The organism is Achromobacter sp. SD115 (assembly GCF_017355315.1).
In the GTDB taxonomy this organism is placed as follows: Bacteria; Pseudomonadota; Gammaproteobacteria; order Burkholderiales; family Burkholderiaceae_B; genus Achromobacter; species Achromobacter xylosoxidans_B.
Genome location: NZ_JADIJM010000013.1, coordinates 82,614 through 103,802, shown reverse-complemented (window position 1 = coordinate 103,802; position 21,189 = coordinate 82,614). Strand labels below are relative to the sequence as shown.

General features: G+C 68.0%; 20 protein-coding genes. 12 read left to right on the top strand and 8 right to left on the bottom strand.

Annotation, left to right across the window (positions count from 1 at the left end; genetic code table 11):
• Positions 1 to 6 precede the first annotated feature (6 nt).
• The 5 genes from IPU70_RS19070 to IPU70_RS19050 all read left to right on the top strand — a co-directional run bounded on the left by IPU70_RS19070 (position 7) and on the right by IPU70_RS19050 (position 5,855).
• The gene (locus tag IPU70_RS19070) at positions 7 to 1,539 is read left to right on the top strand and encodes an ABC transporter substrate-binding protein (protein ID WP_207469371.1); all 1,533 of its coding nucleotides are present in this window, start codon (positions 7 to 9) and stop codon (positions 1,537 to 1,539) included.
• A 240-nt stretch (positions 1,540 to 1,779) separates the two neighbouring features.
• Complete coding sequence (locus IPU70_RS19065) at positions 1,780 to 2,703, top strand: ABC transporter permease (RefSeq protein ID WP_013394895.1); 924 nt, start codon at positions 1,780 to 1,782, stop codon at positions 2,701 to 2,703.
• Positions 2,704 to 2,708: 5 nt separating this feature from the next.
• Entirely contained in the window at positions 2,709 to 3,578 is an 870-nt protein-coding gene (locus IPU70_RS19060) for an ABC transporter permease (protein ID WP_207469370.1), read from the top strand.
• Between the two features lie 34 nt (positions 3,579 to 3,612).
• Complete coding sequence (locus tag IPU70_RS19055) at positions 3,613 to 5,352, top strand: peptidase M14 (RefSeq protein WP_207469369.1); 1,740 nt, start codon at positions 3,613 to 3,615, stop codon at positions 5,350 to 5,352.
• A 65-nt stretch (positions 5,353 to 5,417) separates the two neighbouring features.
• Positions 5,418 to 5,855 (top strand): acetyltransferase, encoded by a 438-nt coding sequence (locus IPU70_RS19050; protein ID WP_013394898.1) that lies wholly within the window; start codon positions 5,418 to 5,420, stop codon positions 5,853 to 5,855.
• A 34-nt stretch (positions 5,856 to 5,889) separates the two neighbouring features.
• On the opposite strand, the gene IPU70_RS19045 is transcribed toward IPU70_RS19050, so the two are convergent.
• From IPU70_RS19045 to IPU70_RS19020, 6 genes are all read right to left on the bottom strand, one after another.
• On the bottom strand, positions 5,890 to 6,075 hold the full coding sequence (locus tag IPU70_RS19045; protein ID WP_013394899.1) for an oxidoreductase-like domain-containing protein: 186 nt from the start codon (positions 6,073 to 6,075) through the stop codon (positions 5,890 to 5,892).
• Positions 6,072 to 6,680: a GNAT family N-acetyltransferase gene (locus tag IPU70_RS19040; RefSeq protein ID WP_207469368.1), complete on the bottom strand. Its 609-nt coding sequence runs from the start codon at positions 6,678 to 6,680 to the stop codon at positions 6,072 to 6,074. Before IPU70_RS19040 ends, IPU70_RS19045 begins: the two co-directional genes overlap by 4 nt.
• 76 nt (positions 6,681 to 6,756) lie before the next feature.
• On the bottom strand, positions 6,757 to 7,359 hold the full coding sequence (locus IPU70_RS19035) for a bifunctional 2-polyprenyl-6-hydroxyphenol methylase/3-demethylubiquinol 3-O-methyltransferase UbiG (RefSeq protein WP_207469367.1): 603 nt from the start codon (positions 7,357 to 7,359) through the stop codon (positions 6,757 to 6,759).
• Positions 7,356 to 8,996, bottom strand: coding sequence for a lytic murein transglycosylase (locus IPU70_RS19030; protein WP_207469366.1), 1,641 nt, complete (start codon positions 8,994 to 8,996; stop codon positions 7,356 to 7,358). The genes IPU70_RS19035 and IPU70_RS19030 overlap by 4 nt, the downstream gene beginning before the upstream one ends.
• A 135-nt stretch (positions 8,997 to 9,131) precedes the next feature.
• A complete protein-coding gene (locus tag IPU70_RS19025) occupies positions 9,132 to 10,514 on the bottom strand; it encodes an MATE family efflux transporter (protein ID WP_207469364.1) in 1,383 nt (460 codons plus the stop codon).
• A 54-nt stretch (positions 10,515 to 10,568) separates the two neighbouring features.
• Positions 10,569 to 11,276: a hypothetical protein gene (locus IPU70_RS19020; RefSeq protein ID WP_242702586.1), complete on the bottom strand. Its 708-nt coding sequence runs from the start codon at positions 11,274 to 11,276 to the stop codon at positions 10,569 to 10,571.
• 159 nt (positions 11,277 to 11,435) lie between these two features.
• On the opposite strand from IPU70_RS19020, the gene IPU70_RS19015 reads away from it, so the two are divergent.
• From IPU70_RS19015 to IPU70_RS19000, 4 genes are all read left to right on the top strand, one after another.
• The gene (locus tag IPU70_RS19015; RefSeq protein WP_207469363.1) at positions 11,436 to 12,371 is read left to right on the top strand and encodes a LysR family transcriptional regulator; all 936 of its coding nucleotides are present in this window, start codon (positions 11,436 to 11,438) and stop codon (positions 12,369 to 12,371) included.
• 60 nt (positions 12,372 to 12,431) lie between these two features.
• A complete protein-coding gene (locus tag IPU70_RS19010; RefSeq protein ID WP_207469361.1) occupies positions 12,432 to 13,382 on the top strand; it encodes an adenosine deaminase in 951 nt (316 codons plus the stop codon).
• Between the two features lie 148 nt (positions 13,383 to 13,530).
• Positions 13,531 to 14,799: a carboxylesterase family protein gene (locus tag IPU70_RS19005; protein ID WP_207469360.1), complete on the top strand. Its 1,269-nt coding sequence runs from the start codon at positions 13,531 to 13,533 to the stop codon at positions 14,797 to 14,799.
• 73 nt (positions 14,800 to 14,872) lie between these two features.
• Complete coding sequence (locus tag IPU70_RS19000) at positions 14,873 to 15,823, top strand: tripartite tricarboxylate transporter substrate binding protein (protein ID WP_207469359.1); 951 nt, start codon at positions 14,873 to 14,875, stop codon at positions 15,821 to 15,823.
• 23 nt (positions 15,824 to 15,846) lie between these two features.
• On the opposite strand, the gene IPU70_RS18995 is transcribed toward IPU70_RS19000, so the two are convergent.
• Complete coding sequence (locus IPU70_RS18995; protein ID WP_207469358.1) at positions 15,847 to 16,476, bottom strand: TetR/AcrR family transcriptional regulator; 630 nt, start codon at positions 16,474 to 16,476, stop codon at positions 15,847 to 15,849.
• 143 nt (positions 16,477 to 16,619) lie between these two features.
• On the opposite strand from IPU70_RS18995, the gene IPU70_RS18990 reads away from it, so the two are divergent.
• Positions 16,620 to 18,113: an MFS transporter gene (locus IPU70_RS18990; RefSeq protein WP_207469357.1), complete on the top strand. Its 1,494-nt coding sequence runs from the start codon at positions 16,620 to 16,622 to the stop codon at positions 18,111 to 18,113.
• Between the two features lie 144 nt (positions 18,114 to 18,257).
• Complete coding sequence (locus tag IPU70_RS18985; RefSeq protein ID WP_013394911.1) at positions 18,258 to 19,646, top strand: amidohydrolase; 1,389 nt, start codon at positions 18,258 to 18,260, stop codon at positions 19,644 to 19,646.
• A 48-nt stretch (positions 19,647 to 19,694) separates the two neighbouring features.
• Here IPU70_RS18985 and IPU70_RS18980 read toward each other — a convergent pair whose 3' ends face one another.
• Complete coding sequence (locus IPU70_RS18980) at positions 19,695 to 20,192, bottom strand: GNAT family N-acetyltransferase (protein ID WP_207469356.1); 498 nt, start codon at positions 20,190 to 20,192, stop codon at positions 19,695 to 19,697.
• A gap of 175 nt (positions 20,193 to 20,367) precedes the next feature.
• On the opposite strand from IPU70_RS18980, the gene IPU70_RS18975 reads away from it, so the two are divergent.
• On the top strand, positions 20,368 to 21,171 hold the full coding sequence (locus IPU70_RS18975; protein ID WP_207469355.1) for an aspartate dehydrogenase: 804 nt from the start codon (positions 20,368 to 20,370) through the stop codon (positions 21,169 to 21,171).
• Positions 21,172 to 21,189 lie beyond the last annotated feature (18 nt).

Here is a 21,189-nt window from a genome sequence, read left to right as displayed (position 1 = left end):
TTGAACATGCTCTCCCTACGCAAAACCTACACCGCCACCGCCCTGGCTTTGGCGCTGGGCGGCGCGCTGCCCGCCGTCTTCTCGACCGCGCATGCCGCCGGCACGCTCAATGTCGCCATCAACCAGGACCCGGGCAGCTGGGATCCGATCGACACCTTCGTGACCTTCTGGGGTTCGGTGGGCAGCAACCTGTATGACGGCCTGACCATGCGCGGCGCCGACCTGAAGCTGCAGCCGGGCCTGGCCACCAGCTGGGAATACCTGGACGACAACAAGCGCCTGCGCTTCAAGCTGCGCGAAGGCGTCAAGTTCCACAACGGCGAACCCTTCAACGCCGAAGCCGTGAAGTTCACCTTCGAGCGCCTGTTGGGCGCGGAAGGCGCCAAGGGCCCGCAAAAAGCCAACTACGACTCGATCGGCGAGATCAAGGTCGTGGACGAATACACCGTGGACTTCATCCTGAAGCAGCCCGATCCCGTCCTGCTGACCAAGCTGGCCGGCTACGGCGCCATGATCGTGCCGCCCAAGTACATCAAGGAAAAGGGCGAGGACAACTTCAACATCAACCCGGTCGGCACCGGCCCGTTCAAGTTCGAAAGCTACCAACCCAAGGTCAACGTGACGCTGGCGCGCAACGACGACTACTGGGGCGGCAAGCCCAAGCTGGACAAGGTGGTCTACCGCTTCATCGGCGAGCCCGGCACCCAGGTGGCCGAACTGCAGGCCGGCCGCATCGACATCGCCACCCTGATCCCGCTGGGCCTGATCGAAACCGTGAAGAAGTCCGGCAACGCCGACGTCATCTCCACGGGCGGCCCGGTGGCCTTTGCCCTGCGCTACAACACCAAGAACGGCATCACGCAGAACCGCGACGTGCGCCGCGCGCTGATCATGGCGGTGGACCGCGATGCCATTGTCAAGCAGCTGCTGCTGGGCCAGGCCAAGACCATCGCCAGCTTCCAGGGCCCGCAGTCCTTCGGCTACAACCCCGAGCAAAAGCCGCTGCCCTTCAACCCCGCCGAAGCCAAGAAGCTGCTGGCCGCCGCCGGCGTGAAGCCGGGCGCCACCGTGCAGATCGACGTGCGCGGCAGCGATTCGAACTTCCGCGAAGTGGCCCAGGCCGTGTCGGGCTACCTGCAAGGCGTGGGTGTGCGCGCCACCATCAAGCCGTATGAAACCGGCGTGCTGCTCAACGACATCATCCCCGGCGGCAAGACCGGCGAGATGTGGCAGAACCAATGGGGCGGCTGGACCTACGACTACGACAACACGGCCTACCTGATGTACCACACGGGCCAGAAGTGGAACCCGTACGATAACGACGCCAAGCTCAACGGCATGCTGGAAGCCCAGCGCACGGTCTACGACGTGAAGAAGCGCGAAGCCATGCTGCAGGAGATCGCCGGCTACGTGGCCGACCAAGCGCTGGAACTGCCGCTGTACAGCCTGAACACGATAGTCGGGGTGAACAAGCGCGTGAAGGACCTGGAGGTCCCGGGCGACATCCGCTTCCGCTTCCTGAACGCCGCTATAGAGTAGGCCCCCCCGAAGCGCTGCGCGCTTCCCCCCAGGGGGCATGTCTACGGACCGGCAAAGCCGGCTCCGCAAGGAGGGCTCCCCCCCGAAGCGCTGCGCGCTTCCCCCCAGGGGGCATGCCTGCGGACCGGCAAAGCCGGCTCCGCGGCATCCCGCTAGATTGATATACGTTGAAGCGTCGGCGATGTCCGTTGCCGCATTAACCCCACCGACCCGTCCCGGCGCAAGCCGGGGTGGTGATTTATGACCGGATTTCTCATCAAACGCGTGTTGCAGGCCGTCTTCGTGATCGTGGCCGTGACACTGCTCGTCTCCTATGCCGTGCGCCTGACCGGCGACCCTGCGCTGATGCTCAGCCAGGGCTCGGGCAGCGTCACCGAGCAGGACCTGGCCAATATCCGCCAGGCGCTGGGCTTGAACCGCCCCTTCCACGAGCAATACCTGTCTTATATGCAGGGACTGCTGCACGGCGATTTCGGCCGCAGCTTCATGGGCGGCACGTCGGTCGCCAAGCTGATTGGCGACGCCCTGCCCGCCACGCTGATGCTGGCGTTCACTTCGCTGCTGGCGTCCATTCTGATCTCGTTGCCGCTGGGCATCCAGGCCGCGATCAAGCGCGGCAAGGCCACCGACCAGGCGATACGCATCCTGTCGCTGGTGGGGTTGTCCTTCCCCAATTTCTGGCTGGCGCTGATGCTGGTGCTGCTGCTGTCGATCACCTTCCCGCTATTGCCGCCGTCCGGCTGGAGCGGTCCCGCCAGCCTGGTGCTGCCGTCGCTGACGATGGCCATCATCCTCAGCGCCACCAACATCCGGCTGGTGCGCACCACCATGCTGGAAACGCTGTCGGCGCAATACATCATGGTGGCGCGCAGCAAGGGCCTGAAGGAACGCGTGGTGCTGTACAAGCACGCGCTGCGCAACTGCGCGATTCCGCTCATCACCTACCTGGGCTTGCAGTTCGGCGGCCTGATCGGCGGCATCGTCGTGATTGAAATGGTCTTCAACTGGCCGGGCCTGGGCACGCTGGCGTTCGATGCCATCTCCGGCCGCGACTACCCGGTGTTGCAGGGCACGGTCACCGTGTTGGCCACCGTCATCGTCCTGGTCAACCTGATCGTCGACATCGCCTACGGCATCGTCGACCCCCGCATCCGCACGCGCTGAGCCTTATGCAGACTACTACTCCCACCGCCGCCGCCCCCAAGGCGGCCAAGCCCCGCAGCCGCTACCGCTCGCTGGAATTCGTGCTGGGCGCCGTGCTGACCGGCACCATGATCCTGCTGGTACTGACTTCCGGCTGGCTGTTCCCCGATGGCGGCGAAGCCATGGACCTGGCCGCCCGCCTGACCGCGCCCTTCGCTTCGGCGGCCCATCCCTTCGGCACCGATCCGCTGGGCCGCGACGTGCTGGCGCGCGTCATCGTCGGCGGCAAGATCTCGCTGACGGTGGGCTTCGTCTCGGTCGTAGGCGGCGCGCTGCTGGGCATCGTCATGGGCCTGATCGCCGGCTACTACCGCGGCTTCTGGGACATGATCGTGATGCGCTTTGCCGACGTGCAGCTGGCACTGCCGTTCATCCTGGTGGCCATCACTTTCATCGCCATCCTGGGCGGCGGCCTGTTCAACGTCATCTTCTTCATGATCGTGTCGCAGTGGGTGCAATACGCGCGCCTGGTGCGCGCCCAGGTCCTGGCCCTGCGCGAGCGCGAGTTCGTGCTGGCCGCCCGCGCCTTCGGCGTGCGCGACCTGGCCATGATCCGCCACCACATCGTGCCCAACCTGCTGGGCCCGCTGGTCATCCTGATGACCTTGAACGTCGCCAACAACATCCTGCTGGAAAGCAGCCTGACCTTCCTGGGCCTGGGCGTGGATCCCATGATCCCGAGCTGGGGCGGTATGCTTGCCGACGGCCGCACGTATATGCAGACGGCCTGGTGGGTCAGCGTCTTCCCGGGCCTGGCCATCATGCTGACGGTACTGGGCCTGAACCTGCTGGGCGACTGGCTGCGCGACCGCCTGGACCCGACCGGCAAGGTCTGAAGCCGCCCCGGTCCGCCTGAAAGGAATATCGAGTATGTCTTTGCTGGAAAAAACATTCGACCGCACGCTGGACGCCTGGACCCACGCCTACATGGCGCCGGCCTGGCGCGGCGCGGTCGTGGAAGGCTGGCTGTTCGAAGGCGTGGAGGCGCGCCGCGCGGCGCAGGAACGCCTGGCCCAGGCCGGCGTCACGGCGCGCTTTCGCAGCGCCTACAAGCCGCTGCTGCACTACTTCCTGGAAGAGGTCGAGCGCGCAGGGCTGGCGTCCGTCGTGGTGCGCTATCCGCTGCACGAACAAGCCCAGGCCAAGCGCTTCACGCTGGAAGCCTATCCGCTGATCGCGCTGCTGGACGGCGTGGACGTCGTAATGCAGCCCGGCGCGGACGACCTGCATTACGACGTCAGCCTGAGCTACATTGACGGCCGCAAGATCGATACGCGCGTCTATGCGCCCAACCAGATCGGCTACGCCCAGGACGGCACGCCGGAGCTCTCGCCCACCGGTTGGCTGCGGGTGCGCGACGCCGAGGGCGCGCTGCAGACTGATGCAGCGCAGGCCACCGAGTACCAGCAGGCATTCCGCGCCATCGTGGACACGGTGCGCAACCATGCCTGGGGTGCGCACGAGCCCTATTTCGAACGCCTGGAAATCCGCGTGGACCTGCCGGGCATCGACTTCGCCCTGCCGGTGGACGAGGAAATCGTCAGCACCTTCGAAGCGCTGCACGAAGACATCTATTTCTCGCTGCTGGAACACTTCCAGAAGCATTCCGGCCGCCCGTCCGGCGACCGCGGGCTGCAACCGGGCCAGATCATTCCCGACATCCGCCGCCACGACGGGGCGGCGCGCGTGCAGATCTCGCTGGAACATTTCGGGGCTTTGACGCCCGTCGCTCCCGCCGCGCCCGATGCGCCGCTGGCCCAGCTCCGCGAACCGCTGTCCGCCGGGCAGATCGCCGGCTGCATGGCCGCGTTCGGCGGCGACGCCTTCCAGGCCGTCTCGCGCCAGGGCCGCCCGGTGCTGGGCACTTATCTGCGCGGCCCCGGTCCCGCCGTCTTCATCTCGGGCGCGCAGCACGCCAATGAAACCTCCGGCGTGGTCGGCGCCCTGCGCGCGGCGCAAACGCTGGCCGCGCGCGGCGACGCCCATTTCGCCCTGATCGCCGCTGAAAATCCGGACGGCTACGCGCTGTTCAACCGCCTGCGCGAGCACCACCCGCGCCATATGCTGCATGCCTCGCGCTACAGCGCGCTGGGCGATGACATCGCCTACCGCGAACGCGCCCCGTTCTTCGAGCGCGAAGGCCGCCACCAGGCGCACGCCATCAGCGGCGCGCAGTTGCACATCAATCTGCACGGCTATCCCGCCCATGAATGGACCCGGCCGCTGTCCGGCTATCTGCCGCGCCACTTCGAGCTGTGGACCATCCCCAAGGGCTTCTTCCTGGTGCTGCGCCATCATCCGGGCTGGGGCGATCGCGCCCGCCGCCTGATCGAAGGCGTGACCGCCAGGCTGGCCCGCAACGTCCCCGGCCTGGTCGAGTTCAATGCCCGGCAGCTTGAACTATTCCAGGCGCACGCGCTCGAAACCGGATTCGATGTGCTGAACGGCATCCCGGTGCAGATCAGCGAAAGCGACCGCGAAGACCTGCCCATGGCGCTGATTTCGGAGTTTCCGGATGAAACCGTCTACGGCGACCGATTCGTTTTCGCGCATACTGTGCAAATGGAAACCGTCCTGGCGGCGACCGAGCTCTACCGCGCAGGGCTCTAGCGGCAAAAAAGCCCGGCGCAGGCCAAGGACCACGCCGGCACCCGACCTGTAAAACCATTAGAAAAATGAATATCCGAGAACGCAACCACGGCGATGACCTGGCCCTGGTGGACATCTGGCTCCGTTCGGTACGCGCCACCCACACGTTCCTGACGGAAAAGGAAATCCAGGCCATGTACCCGCAGGTGCTCAACACCCACCTGCCTTCGGTACGGGTCTGGGTCTGTGAGGACGATGCCGGCGAGGTCGCCGGCTTCATGGGCCTGAATGGCAACAAGGTCGAAATGCTGTTCGTGGACGCCAACAAGCGCGGCAAGGGAGCGGGCCGGCGCCTGCTGAATTTCGCGCGTTCGCTGCACGGCACCCTGCTGGTGGACGTGAACGAGCAGAACCCCCAGGCCCATGGCTTTTACAAGCACTACGGTTTCGAGGACGTGGGCCGTTCGGCGCAGGACGACTCGGGCCGCCCCCGCCCCATCATCCACATGAAGCTGGCGGGCTGAGGCCCTGTTGGCGCCCGTCCCCCCTGACAGGCGCCTAGCCCTTGGATTGCTCCGGATGCCTGGCCCGCCAGGCTTTCAGCGCTTCCCGGTAGTCGTCCATGGCTTCGTTATAGGTGTCATAGACGCAGGGTATGCAGCCGCTGTTGCAACACTCTTCGGGCGCGGGCGCTTCGGGTGGAACGGGCTGCGGGTCGTCGACGGGGATCTGCTTGGTGCTCATACCCGAATCTTAGCGCCGATGCCGGGAGCAGCGTCCGCGGCCGGCAGCGGCCATTCGGCGCGGCGGATTTCGTAGTGGCGCTTGCCGGCGCCGCCCGCGCCCGCGCCGCCGATCTGGCGCATGCCGCATTTTTCCAGCACCCGGCAGGACGCCGCGTTCTCTTCCAACGCCACGGCGGCCAGCGCGTCCACCGACAGTCGCTTGAACCCCAGCGACAGCAGCGCCTGGGCGATTTCCGTGGCGTATCCCTTGCCCCAGCTCGCGGGCAGGAAGGCATAGGCCACCTCGACCTCGTCGCGGCCCCGCGACTGGGTACGCTTCAGGCCTGCCCGCCCCGCCAGCAGGCCGCTGGCGCGGTCAGTCAGCACATACATCCCGAAGCCTTGCTCGGCCCAATGCTCGACGTTCTGCAATAGATAGCGGCGGCTGGCCGACTCCGTCCGGGTGCCGCCCATGGTAGCCATGAGGCGTTCGTCCGCATGCATGGCGGCAATGAAGGAAATATGCGTGTCATCCATGCGCCGGGCGTGCAGCCTGGCGGTCTGGAAGGTATCGGGGAGTAGCGCGGCAGGCATGGCGGGCGGAAGGGACGGGATGCTGGACATGATACCGGCGGCCGGCCCGCCAGCCCATCGTCCGATGGACGAATCCCCCGGGCCGAGGCCGGCCCGGGATCCGGCTTCAGTCGCGGCGCAGGCCCAGGAAACTCCAGCGCACGTCGGCGCGGTCCAGCATGTCTTCGCGTGAACTGAGATGGTGCGAAGACAAGCCGTGGCCGGCTGCCAGCGCGATCGTTTCCTGCGCGGACACGTCGAACATGCGGCGTCCTTGCGGCACCGGACCGTGCCGCAGCGACATCAGGATCTGGCCCTGCGGCGCCAGCAGCGCGGCCAGCGCCTGCATGCCCTGGCGGCGTTCGTCGGTGTCCAGGTGCATCCAAACGGCCGTCAGCATGATCACGTCGAACAACTGGCCCTGCCCGCGCAGCACGGCCAGGTCCGGCAAGGCGTCGTCGACCCACTCCAGGTTGGGCAGCGCATGACGGCGCTGACCCTCCTGGCGGAGTTCGGGCGTGGGTTCGGCCGCAACCACCGCATGGCCCATCCGCGCCAGCGCGGCGGCGTCGCGCCCTGACCCCGCGCCTATGTCGGCGATGCGCGACGGCGCCGAGGGGATCAGGTGCGCCACGTCGCGGTGCACGTCCGCGAATGCAATGCTCTCGTACTGGTCTGCCAGGGCTGCGGCGTTTTCGCCATAGCCCTGCGTGCCGGAAGCTCCTGTCATTGCTGGGCCGCCGGGCGGGCCTGGATCGCCGCGGGCGGCCAGGTGGCCTTGATCGCATCGTAAATGCGCTTGCCCACGCGGCCGTCCTCGGGCAGCTTGCGCTTGACCTGTTCTTCGCGCACAGCATCGCGGGTCTTGCTGCCCGGGATGCCATCGGCCACGCCTACGTCATGGCCCAGGCCATAGAGCATCTCCTGCAGTTCCTTGATCTGCGCGCGCGACAGCCCCGGATCGTCCGTGGGCCAGGCCGCGACCAGGTCCGGACCGCCTTGCAGGCGGTTGAGCAGCATCGACACCGCCAGGCCATAGCGGCGCGACTGGTTGTAATGCAGGATGGCGTCGAAGTTCACGGTGGCCAGGAACACCGGGCCGGCGGAGCCGGTGGGCGCGAACAGATAGGCCTGCTCTTCGTTGCCCGAGGGCAGCTTCAGCGCCGAGCCGTTGCCCTGCTTCAGGCCGGCCTGGGCCCACTGGGCAATCGTGCGGCGGTCCTGCGAGCCCACGTATTCCGCGTCGGGCGAGGCCGGGATGGCGGCGGCCAGCTCGGCCGGCACGCGCACTTCAATCACGGCCGGCAGGTTGTGGGTCCATTTGGCGCGGCGCTTGCGCAGGTGGTTGGCGGTGGAGGCCAGCGCATCGGGCAACGAGTTGTACAGGTCGATCTTGCCGTTGCCGTCGCCGTCGGCGGCCAGTTCATAGAACGAGGTCGGGATGAACTGCGTCATGCCGAAGGCGCCGCTCCAGGAGCCGATAAAATTATCCGCCGGCACCACGCCATCACGCAGCAGGCGCACCGAGGCGTAGGCGTTCTTTTCCCACAACTGCTTGTTCTCGGTGCAGGCGCGCGTCAGCCAGGCGTCCAGCACATTGGTCTTGCCGACCTGGCGGCCGTAGTTGGTTTCGATGCCGAAGATGGCGACCAGCGTCGCCGGGTCGACCTGATACTGCTGGCTGATGGCCGACAACTGCGGACCGTATTTGGCAAGCACCGCGAGGCCGTCGCGCACGCGCTCTTCGTCCACGGTCTTGGCGATGTAATCCCACCAGGCTTCGCGCCCTTCGGGCTGGCCCTTGGCGGATGCGACCGTGGTGGGCAGCAGCTTGGCGTTGGCGGTGTACTTGTCCCAGTCCGCCACGGTCAGGCCGTTGGCCGTGGCGCCCTTGCGCAGCTTGGCGATGCAGGCCTTGGTGTCGAGTTCGGTCGGGATGATGACCGTGGGAGCGGGGGTGGCGGTGGCGGCCGGCGCGGCGGCAGCAGCCGGCGCAGCGGCGGCGGCGGGAGCGGCGGTCGCCGCCGGAGCGGCCGCTGCCGGGGCCGCTGCGGGCGCGGGCAAGGTTGCGGGCGCAGGCAAGGTTGCCGGCGCAGGCGCGGCCGACCTGGGAGGCAGCGTCTGGCCGGCCCGGTCGTCAACCGAAGCCGCCGGCGCATTGCTGCCAGGCGCGGGCGCATCGTCGAAGCTGCGCTTGGGCGTCAGGGCGGGCAGGGTCTGGACCGGCACAGCGGGCTGGGCGCGCGAGCCGGTGGCGGAAGCAGGCCCCTGCGCCTGCGCGGCGCCTGCGGCGGCGGCAGTAAACGCCGCGGCCAGCAGCACGCGGGAGAAGGAGTCGATTCGAAGGCGTACGGAACGCTGACGCATGGCTATCCTGAAAAATCGAAGTCAGCCGGGATCGTACCGCGACCGGCCGTCAAAATCGAACGCATCGCAGGGCCAGTCCGCCTGCAGGGCCGCGCCCACGGGCCAAGCCAGCCTGAAAGCAACTTCGCGCCGTCCCTAGGCGGCTTGCCTCACGCCCACCGCGCTGTTCGCCGGCGGCGCGCGCAGCACGCGCCGGCACAGCAGCATGGCGATCAGGCTGAACAAGGCGAAGCCCGCCGTCTGTCCCGCCAGCACACCCTCCGGGCCGCCGTAGTGCGCGCCCAGCCAGACAAAGGGCAAAGTGCCCACGGTGGCGCGCAGCCAGCCGATGACGGTGGAGTACGTGGCATAGCCCAGGTTGTTGAACACCGCGATGGCAACGAAATACAGGCTGTTGAGCGCCCAGGCGAAACTGCCGTAGCGGCAGAAGAAGACGATCAGGTCGCGCCCCGGCCCGGTCACCTGGAACAGGTCGGGCATCCAGGGCGCCAACAGGGCCAGCAGGACAGCTACCGAGAAGCCGTAGATCAAGGACCAGCGCGTGGTCAGGCGCGCCGTCTGCTGCACGCGGTCCCACTGCCCCGCACCCAGGTTCTGCCCAAGGATGGGCCCGATGGCACCCGGCAACACGAAGAACAGCGCATAGGCCAGTTGCAGCACCCGGTCCACCACCGTCGCGCCCGCCATCACGCTGGAGCCGAAGCCCGCATAGGTAGACACGGTGAAGATGACTGCCGCGGGCGTGGCCAGCGTGGTCAGCGCAGCCGGCAGGGCGATCCGCCCGATCGCCGCGAGGTGCGCGCGCAGCGCGGCGCCGGCGGGCCAGGCCACCAGGCGATGCTTGCGGAATACCAGCCAGGCACCCAGCGCCACCGTGACCAGGCGGCCCACCCCGCCGGCCCAGGCCACTCCCTCCATGCCGCCGTCCAGCACGAAGATGACCAGCGGGTCCAGCGCCGCGACCGTCGCCGTCCCGGCCAGCAGCACCCACATGGACTGGCGTCCATGGCCCGCGGCTCGCAGCAGGTTGGACAACATCATGCCCACCCCCATCACGACCGCGAACGGGGTCGTAATGAACACATAGGACAGCAGATGCGCGCGCACGTCCTCTGCCAGGTCGATAGCCGCCGTGTAGGGTCCGATCACGGCCAGGAACAACGCGCCGGACACGAGCGCGGCCGTGGCCATCAGCACCAGCGCAGCCCCGCCCAGCGCGCGGGCACGCGGCCCATCCCCGGCCCCCAGCGCGCGCGACACCAAGGCCGTGCCGCCCACGGTCACGCCGATGCAGATCGAGATGATGGTGAACTGCGTCATCGATCCGAAGCCCACCGCGCCCAGCACCGCCTCGTCCTGGAGCGTGCCCAGGTATAGCAGCGACAGGAACTCCACCGCGAACACGGCCAGCATGCTGGCCCAGCCGGTCAGCACCATTTCGAGCACATGCGGGCCCATCGGCCCGAAGATGAAGCGGGCGCGCGGGTCCTTGGCGGCGGAAGGACTTGCTGAGCTCATAAGGCAATCACATCGACTGCGGCCCAGGCCGCGGGAAAAGTGGAGGACACGCGCTCAGCGCCCCACGGGCGCGAACCAGTATTGGTACACGCTGCCCTCGTTCGAATACCAGGGCAAGAGGCCAATGCTGTCCGACTCCCGCTGTACCGTCACCAGTAGGCCGCCCTTCTCGAGCCGCAACAGCGCCACGTGGCGCCGCACACCCATCGACTCGTACTGGTGCCAATCATGCCGCACGCTGACCCACAGCCGGCCCTGGCTGCAGCCGCTGACACGCCGGATGCCGTCTGGCCAGGACGGCCGGGCCGCGCCAGGCAAGGCGGCGGGATCCTGCACACCATTCAGCTGCGCCAGATGGCCGGACGAGCGCGCGCCCTGTCCGTCCAGCGCCAGCACCTGCCATCCGTCCGCGGCGGCCGTGAAGGCCACAGTGGCCTCAGGTCCGGAGCGCCATTCCGGCAACGGATTGTCGTCCATGCCCGGCAGGTCCAGCGGGTACTTCAGGAAATTGCGCAGGTCCGGCAACGCGCCGGCCTCGCGATCGCCCGAGACGAACTCGCCCTGTGCCCGGTAAGTGCCGGCCAGATCGGGGCATTGCGCCGGATCGGCAGGCAATGACGCGAGCGTGCCGTCCCGGAAGGGCGGCCAGGTCACGGCCACGCCGTCGACCTTGGAAGCGCCGCAGCCGCTCAGCATCAGCGCGGCCAGCGCCAACAGGGCGAGCCTGCCCATCCCCCGCGCGCCGCATACCGCTGCATTCATGGCTGTCCCTATTCTTCTGCCGGCCGCGCGACCCGCGCCGCGCCTGCGATGATCGGCCTGGCGCGAACTATATCCGAATCCCGGCCGGCCGAATCCCGGCCGGCGTTGCCAAGCGCGCAGCGCGGGAGAATAATCGGCATCTCCCTCCCGACCCGCGCCATGACACCGTTCCGAGGCAAGCTCCGCATCCGGCACCTGGAAATCGTGCTGACCGTCGCCGAATTGGGCAACCTGTCCAAGGCAGCCGCCCAGTTGCACAGCACGCAGTCCGGCCTGTCGCGCGCCATCGCCGAAATCGAGGAGCTGGTCGGCGCGCGGCTATTCGAACGCACTGCCAAAGGCACCACCTGCACGCCGCTGGGCGAGACCATGTGCCGCCACGCCCGCCTGCTGCTCACCGATTTCCGCAAGGCCGAGATCGACCTCGCCGCGGTCTCGCGCGGCGATGAGGGCAGCCTGACGGTAGGCTGTTTTTCGATGTTCGCGGGCTGGCCGGTGGCCGAGGCCGCGCGCGCCTACCGCCAGGCCTATCCGCGCATCACGCTCACTATCGAGATCGGCACGCATGAACGGCTGATCGAAGACCTGGACGCGGGCGCGCTGGACGTGCTGATCAGCCGCTTCTCGTCGACCGTCAATCCGCAGATCTACCGCTCCACCACGCTGCTGGAAGATTCGGTGGTGCTAGCCTGCGCCACGCATCACCCCTTGGCCCTGCTGCCCGGCGCCACGCTGGCCGATTACGTGGCCTACCCCTGGATCACCGCCCTGCCCGGCAGCCGCATCCGCGGCGAACTGGAAATGTCGCTGCGCCAGGCCGGCCTGGAAATTCCGGATATGATCGGCGCCCTGTCGCTGGAATTCGGCCGCGAAATGCTGCTGGACGGCCTGTACCTGTGGATGCTGCCCGGCAGCGTGGCGGCCATCCGGCAGGCGCGCGGCGAACTGGTGGTCCTACCGGACAGGCCGGTCCTGCGCAAGTCGCCGCTGGCCGCCATCTGGCGCCGCGACCGCCCCAGCACGCGGCAGGCGCGCGCCTTCGCCGCCCAGCTCCAGCTTGCCATCCAGGCCGACGCCATCGCGCTGACGGCCTGAGCCTGCAAGCGCATTGCGCGTTATCCTGGACGGGCAACACTTTTCTTGATCGGAGCACCCATGTACGACTGGCTCAACGCACTGCCCAAGGCGGAACTGCATCTGCACCTGGAAGGTTCGCTCGAACCCGAGCTACTGTTCCGGCTGGCGCAGCGCAACGGCGTGGCGCTGCCGTGGCCGGACATCGAGTCCCTGCGCGCGGCCTACGACTACGGCAATCTCCAGGAATTCCTGGACCTCTATTACCGCGGCGCGGACGTGCTGCGCACCGAGCAGGATTTCTACGACCTGACCTGGGCCTATCTGCTCAAGTGCCGCGAGCAGAACGTGGTGCACACCGAACCGTTCTTCGATCCGCAGACCCACACCGACCGTGGCGTGCCCTTCGAAGTGGTGCTGGGCGGCATAAGCCAGGCGCTGGCAGACGGCCGCAAGCAACTGGGCGTGAGCAGTGGGCTGATCCTGAGCTTTCTGCGCCACCTGCCCGAAGAGCAGGCCATGCGCACGCTGGAAGCCGCGCTGCCCCACCGCGACGCCTTCATCGCCGTCGGCCTGGACAGCAGTGAAATGGGCTTTCCGCCGCGCCTGTTCCAGCGCGTGTTCGAGCGCGCCCGCGCCGAAGGATTGCCCGGCGTCGCGCACGCGGGCGAAGAAGGGCCGCCCGAATACATCTGGGAAGCGCTGGACCTGCTGAAGGTGCTGCGCATCGACCACGGCGTGCGCGCCGCCGAAGACCCGGCGCTGATCGCGCGCCTGATCGACGAGCAAATCCCGCTGACCGTCTGTCCGCTGTCCAACACCCGGCTGCGCGTGTTCGAACACATGCGCGAGCACAACATCCTGTCGCTGCTGGACGCGGGCGTAAAGGTCACCGTCAACTCCGACGATCCCGCGTATTTCGGCGGCTACGTCAACGAGAACTTCCACGCGCTGTACGACCATCTGGGCATGTCACGCGCCCAGGCCCAGGCCCTGGCGGACAACAGCCTGGACGCGCGCATCCTCAAGTAGCAAGCGCGCCCCCAGCCCAGCCATGCGGATTGCGCATGGCAATGTTCGAAACCTGCATGCCTGGCGCGGCTCATTCCTCCCTACCATAGTCCGACCGCCGCGGCGCCTGCCGCGGCCGGGCCATGGACCAATACACAAGGGGCAGGATATGAGTCAGTTGGTAGAGGCGGCGCTGCAGGCAGGCACGCTGACCGGCGTGCAGCAAGGCGGCGTTTGCCGCTACAGCGCCATTCCCTATGCGCAGGCGCCAATCGGCCGCCTGCGCTTCGCGCCGCCGCAACCCGCCGCATGGCACGGCAAGCTCGACGCCACCCGGCCGGGACCGGTCGCGCCGCAATTGCCCTCGCGCCTGCGCGGCGCCATGGGTGACTTCAACGCCGAACAATCCGAGGACTGCCTGCACCTGACCGTGTGGACGCCGGCCGCCGACGGCAAACGGCGGCCGGTGGTCGTGTGGCTGCACGGCGGCGCCTGGCAAAGCGGCGGCGGCGCGCTGGACTGGTACGACGGCGCGAACCTCGCGCTGCGCGGCGACCTGGTGGTGGTCGCGGTCAACTACAGGCTGGCCGCGCTGGGCTGGCTGTATGTGCCTGGCCAGACTGCCAACGCGGGCCTGCTGGATCAGGAAGCCGCCATAGCCTGGGTGCTGGACAACATCCAGGACCTGGGCGGCGATCCCGAACGGCTCACGGTCATGGGCCAATCGGCGGGCGCGTCCTCGATCTGCGCCATGCTGGCGCGCAAGCCGCGCTTCTCCCGCGCCATCCTGCAAAGCGCGGCGCTGGGCCGGGGCTTTCGCAGCGCGGAGCAAGCCGACGCACTGGGGCAAGCCTTCCTGCGGGCCGCGGGCGCCGACTCCCTGGAGGCCGCGCTCGAACTGCCCGTGACGGCATTGCTGGCTGCACAGCAGGCGCCCGCCGTGGCCGAAGTACTGCGCGCCGAGGGCAGCAGCCGCAGCCAGTTCGCCCCGGTGCTGGACGGCCAGGTGCTGCCGCAAGACATCGCGCCCGCGCTCGAGCAGGCCGCGTCCCGCGCCGACGTGCTGGTCTGCTATACCCGCGACGAAATGGCCGCCTTTCCCGGCAATGGCAGGGATGCGTCCGACCAGGAACTGGGCGACGAGGTATTCGGCGCGCCATCGCGCCAGTGGGCGCGCGACGCCGCTGCCCAGGGCCGCCAGGCCTGGCTGGCGCGCTTTGATGTGGCGCCCACGGCGAACTTCGGCGCCTGCCATTGCATCGAGCTGCCCTTCGTCTTCGACACGCTGCCGGCATACGCTGACGCGCCCATGCTTGCCGGACTGCCGCCTGCGCAGGCGCGGCAACTGGCCCAGGCCACGCAGCAGGCATGGATCGCCTTCATCCGCGGCGACGGCCCCGGCTGGCCGGCGGCTCCGCATATGCAGATCCTGGCCTGAGCGCGGACCGCACGCGCATCGGCGCGGGCGCACTCGGCCCGCGCCTCAAACACATCAAAACAAGGGGAATTCCATGTTCAAGCAAACCGCGCTCGCGCTGGCGCTGTTGACGCCGCTGGCGGCCACCGCCGCCTATCCCGACAAGCCCGTCAAGATCATCGTCTCCAATCCGCCTGGCGGTCCCGTCGACGTCATGCTGCGCGTGCTGGCCAGCAAGCTCGGCGCCGCCTGGGGCCAGCCGGTGGTGGTGGAGAACAAGCCCGGCGCCTCCGGCATCATCAGCACCGGCGCGCTGGTCAAGTCCGCGCCCGACGGCTACACGCTGGGCATGGTGGTCGCATCGTCCGTCACCATCGTGCCTTTCGCGGTGGACAGCCTGCCGTTCGATACGCAGAAAGACCTCAAGCCGATCTCGCTGGTCGCCCGCACGCCCTTCATTTTCATCGTGCCCAAGGACAGTCCGCTCAAGACCTGGGAAGACTTCGTGCGCGAAAGCAAGGCGCGCAACCTGAGCGTCGGTTCGTTCTCCATCGGCACCGCGTTCCACCTGGTCTGGGAACAGACGGCACGGCGCGCCGGCATCAAGGCCTTGTACGTGCCCTCGTCCTCATCGGGCAAGACGCAGAACGACCTGATCGGCGGCCAGCTCGACGTCGGCCTGGACGCGCCTTCGAGTTCCAAGGGCCTGATCGACAGCGGCCGGCTGCGCGCCCTGGCGATCACCAGCCCGCAACGCTTCGGCGGCCTGCCCGACACGCCCACGCTGGAGGAATCAGGGCTGAAGGGCTATGCGCCGCAACCGTGGATCGGGTTGATGGCGCCCGCCGGCATTCCGGACGACCGGGTCGCGCTGATCCAGAAATCGGTGGCGGACATCCTGAAAGAACCCGCGATGCGGGCGCAGATGGAAACCCTGGGCATGATCCCCATCGGCAGCACGCCAGAGGAACTGGCCGCGACCATCGAGGCCGACCGCGCCGACATGGGGCCGCTGATCAAGGAACTGGGCATCAAGCTGCAATAGCGGCGATCACGGCGGCGCCGGCCTCAGCCCGCGCCCAGCGTGCGCAGGAACATCGCCGACAAGGGGCCGGATAGCGCCTGCGCGTCGCGCCGGCCCTGCGCAATACTGGCGTCCACCGCGCCATGCATGCCGTGGTAAAGCACGATGGCGGTCAGCGCCGCATCTTCCAGCTGCCAGCAGCCGGCGCGCGCGCCCGCCTCCAGAATGGCTTCCAGCTGTTCCAGCACGGCGCTTTTCTCGGCCACGCCGCGGTCGGGATGCTGGGCGTCGTGGAACACCACGTCATGCAGTTCATAACCGTCGAAGTAGGCCTCGACACCCGCCCGGGTCCAGGCGCGCAACCGCGCCACGCCGTCGTCCGGCGCACAGGCTTGCACCTGGCGGTCGATATGGTCCAGGAACCCCTGCGAGAACTTGGCCCGCAGCGCCGCCAGCATGTCGTTCTTGGAAGTGAAGTAGTGATAGAACGTGCCCTTGGCCACGCCCGCGCGCTCCACGATCTCGTTGATGGTGGCAGCCTCGACGCCCTTCTGGATGAAAAGCGCTGCCGCGGCCGCCATCAGCTCGTCCAGCCGCACGGCGGCCGGTTTGGTGCGGGGTTTGGGAGCGGCGTCCGGGCCTGGCAAGGCAGACGGGTCGGCGGGAGCAGGCATATCGTTCAGGGTCGGTTCAGTAGCAAGGCGCCAGTGTAGAGGAGGCGCGGGGACAGGGCCAAAATTTGAGAATCGTTCTTCTTTCCATTGACCGACGGTCGGTCGATGAATAGAATAACGCTTCCCCTACTCTGCGTCCCGCCATGCATCCCGCACGCCGCCGCGCCCTGGTCCTAGCCGTCAACCTGGGCAGCTTCATCACCATCCTGGACATCAGCATCGTCAACGTGGCCCTGCCCACCATGCAGGCGGCCCTGCGCATCGACATGGCCGGACTGCAATGGGTGGTGGACGCCTACGCCCTGTTCCTGTCGGCCTTCATGCTGTCCGCGGGGCCGCTGGGCGACCGCTACGGCCGCAAGCGTTCCTGGCTGGCGGGCGTGCTGCTGTTCACTGCGGGATCCGCCCTGTGCGGCCTGGCGGACAACCTGACGGCGCTGCTGATCGGCCGCGCCGTGCAGGGCGTGGCCGGCGCCCTGCTGGTGCCGGGCGCGCTATCGCTCTTGACCCAGGCCTTCCCCGATCCCAAGGAACGCGCCCAGGCCATCGGCATCTGGGCTTCCTGCAATGCGATTTCGCTCATCGTGGGCCCCATGCTGGGCGGCGTGCTGGTGGCCCACTTCAACTGGCAGAGCATTTTTCTCATCAACCTGCCGGTGGGCGCGCTGGCCATCGCGCTGGGCGCCTGGAGCATCACGGAAAGCGCCCATCCCGAACATGCCGCCTTCGACCCCGCAGGCCAGGCCCTCAGCGTGCTGTGGCTGGGCGCGTTGACCTATGGCCTGATCGCTGCCGGCGAATATGGCTGGGCCGCGCCGCAAGCCACGGTTGCGCTCGCCATCGCGGCCACCGGCCTGCTCGCCTTCCTGTGGGTCGAGCATCGCGCCGCGCGGCCCATCCTGCCGCTGGGGCTGTTCCGCGACGCCGGCTTCGCCATCACCAACTTCGCGTCCTTCGTGCTGGGCTTTTCCGCCTACAGCAGCCTGTTCTTCTTCTCGCTCTACCTGCAACACGTGCGGGGGCTGTCGCCGCTGGCCACCGGTTGGCAACTGGCGCCGCAGTTCGCCGCGGCCGGGCTGGTATCGCTGGTATTCGGCCGGCTCAACCTGCGCTTCGGCCTGCCCCGCCTGATGATCGCCGGCTTTGCGTTCATCGGCCTGGCCATGCTGGGCATGACCAGCTTCGAGGCCCACACGCCGTATGCCGTGTCCGGCGCCCTGCTGGTGCTGCTGGGCCTGGGCACCGGCCTGGCGGTTCCCTCGACCAGCATGGCCGTGATGGCCACGGTGCCGCGCGAACGCTCCGGCATGGCCTCGGCCACCATGAACGCGCTGCGCCAGACCGGCATGACGATAGGCATCGCGCTGCTGGGCGCGCTGATGAGCGGGCGCGCGATCGAGGCGCTGACGGCCTCGCTGTCGCGGCTGGGCTCGGCCGACGCGCAGGCCTTGGCGCGTGCCGCCATCACCCTGCATGAGCTGCCCGGCCAGCCCGGCAACGCGGCCGAATTGGCCGTCGCCGCGCTGGCCGGCGGCTTCCATGCCGCCATGCTCTTCGCGGGCGCCGCAGCGCTGCTGGCTGCGCTGTTGCTGCTGTTCCTCGCACGCGGCGCGAAGAACGTTCTGCGCACCGCATGAACCCCGGATTCCGGCGCGCGGAATTCCATCCGCCGGAATCAAAACGGCCTGTTTTTAAGCGTTGGTAACAAACGCGCCCGCTATCTTGCGCTTCGGTAAGATCCTCGTCCAATAACAGGTTAACAACCACGAGGAGAGCAAAACATGCCTTACCGCAAACCCCTGTTCCGCCTGGCCCCGCTGGCGCTCGCCGCGCACCTGCTGATGTCCGGCCCGGCCGCCGCGCAAAGCGCGCCCGGCACCCAAGGACCGCTGGTTCCCGCCCCCAATCCCGCGCTCGCCGCGCAGATCGATCAGCGCGCCAAGGCCATCGAGGACAAGCTCATCGCCTGGCGCCGCGACATCCATGAACACCCCGAACTGGGCAACCAGGAAAACCGCACCGCCAAGCTGGTCGCCGACCACCTGCGCGCGCTGGGCATGGAAGTGAAGACGGGCGTGGCCGGCACCGGCGTGGTCGCCGTGCTCAAGGGCGGCAAGCCCGGCCCGGTGGTGGCGCTGCGCGCCGACATGGACGCGCTGCCCGTCAAGGAACAGGTGGACCTGCCCTTCGCCTCCAAGGCCAAGGGTACCTATCTGGGCAAGGAAGTGGACGTGATGCATGCCTGCGGCCACGACACCCACACCGCCATCCTGATGGCCACGGCCGAAGTGCTGGCCGGCATGAAGGACCAGCTCCCCGGCAGCGTGAAGTTCATCTTCCAGCCCGCCGAGGAAAGCCCCGCCGACTTCGAGCCGGACGGCAAGAAGATCTGGGGCGCGAAGATGATGGTGCAGGAAGGCGTGCTGGAAAATCCCAAGGTCGACGCCATCTTCGGCCTGCACGTGTCCAGTTCGTATCCGGTGGGCAAACTATCGTGGCGCAGCGGCCCCGCCATGGCCGCCGCCGACCAGTTCTGGATCGACGTCACCGGCAAGCAAACCCATGGCGCACGGCCCTGGTCGGGCATCGATCCCATCGTGGTCAGCTCGCAGATCATCCTGGGCCTGCAGACCATCCCCAGCCGCCAGATCAACAGCATGCTGGAGCCGGCCGTCATCACCGTGGGCGCGATCCACGGCGGCAACCGCATGAACATCGTGCCGGACAACGTCGCCATGACGGGCACCATCCGCACCTATGACGAAGGCATGAAGAAGGACATCCACCAGCGCATCGCGCGCACCGCCGACATGATCGCGCAGAGCGCGGGCGCCAAGGCGGACGTGCGCGTGGTGGAGCTGTACAACGCCACCGTCAACAATCCCGCGCTGACCGAGCAGATGGGTCCGACGCTGCGGCGCGTGGCGGGTGAAGGCAACTACGGCCTGCAACCCAAGTCCACCGCGTCGGAGGACTTCTCCTTCTACCAGGAGAAGGTGCCGGGCATGTTCTTCTACCTGGGCGTGACGCCCAAGGGCACCGACGTCGAGAAGGCCGCGCCCAACCATTCGCCGCGCTTCTACGTCGATGAGTCCGGCCTCATCAACGGCGTGCGCGCGCTGTCGAACCTGACCGTGGACTACATGACGCAGGCGCAGAAAGGCAGCTGATCCGCGCGCCTCGCGCGCTTGAAACAAGCCTGCCGCCGTCCGCGCCGGCTAGGCCGTTGCTTCGAAACCCGGGTGATACGCGACCTGGCCTTGCGCCGGGCGCGTGTACACCTGGGCCATGAAGTACTCCGGCGGCACGCCGGGATAGGTCAAGCCAGGCATCTGCGCAAAGCCGAATCGCCCGTAGTACGCCGGATCCCCCATGACCACGCAGCCGGCGGCGCCCAGCGCCTTCAGGCGCTCCAGGCCGTCCCGGATCAAGGCCGCGCCGATGCCCTGGCCTTGCAGATCGGGCAGGACCGCCACCGGCCCCAGGCCGTACCAGTCCGCCGAGCCATCGCTGACCGTCACCGGAGAGAACGCGACGTGGCCTGCGACGCGTCCATCCACCCGCGCCACCAGCGACAGCGTCAATGCCCCCGCCTCGCGCAGCGCGTTGGTGATGTAGCCCTCGGTCTGCTGGCTGTGGGGGTGGTCTTTGAACGCGGCTTGCGTCAGCGCGAAGATCGCGTCGCGGTCGCCCGGCGCTTCGGGGAGGATATGCATGCCTGTACTCCTGTCGATCCAGGCGCAAAGTGTAGCCGGGCATGGTCGCCATTCCGCATTGACGCCTGCCGGCACGGTGGCTACAGTGGCCGACAGCCCGGCGCCGCGTTCTCGCATAGTCGCCCAGCCCCTTCCGAACCGCCCGCGGCACGCCGCGGCCCTACTCTGGACCCTTATGAACAGCTACCGCGTCGGCATCGCCGGCTTCGGCGCCATCGGCCAGGCCGTGGCGCAATCCCTGGATGCCGGCCTGCCCGGCCTGACGCTCGCCGCCGTGGCGGTGCGCGATCCCAAGGCCCCGCCGGCCTTTGCCTGGACCCAGGCGGCGCCCGCCTACACCACCATCGACGCGCTGCACGAGCACTGCGACGTGGTGGTGGAATGCGCGCCCGCCGCGGTGTTCCGCGACATCGCCGAGCCCGTGCTGCGCGCCGGCAAGAAGATGGTGGTGCTCAGTTCCGGCGCCTTGCTGCGCCATGACGACCTGATCGAACTCGCCCGCCAGCACCACGGCCAGATCCTGGTGCCCTCGGGCGCTATCCTGGGCCTGGACGCCATTACCGCCGCGGCCGAAGGCGTCATCCATTCCGTCACCATGATCACCCGCAAGCCGGTGCGCGGCCTGCTGGGCGCGCCCTACCTGACCGACAACAACATCGACATCGCGGACATCACCGAGCCGCGCCTGATCTTCCGCGGCTCGCCGCGAGAAGCCGCGGTGGGCTTTCCGGCCAACCTGAACGTGGCGGTCAGCGTGTCGCTGGCCGGCATCGGCCCGGACAAGACCACCCTGGAAATCTGGGCCGATCCTTCCCTGGAACGCAATCTCCACCGCGTCGAAGTCGTGTCCGACTCGGCCTCGTTCTCGATGGAAATCCAGAACATTCCGTCGGCCAATCCCAAGACCGGCCGCATCACTGCGCAAAGCGTGATCGCCGCGCTGCGCAAGCTGACCGGTCCGCTGCGCGTGGGCACCTGATCGCAGCCGGGCGGCAGG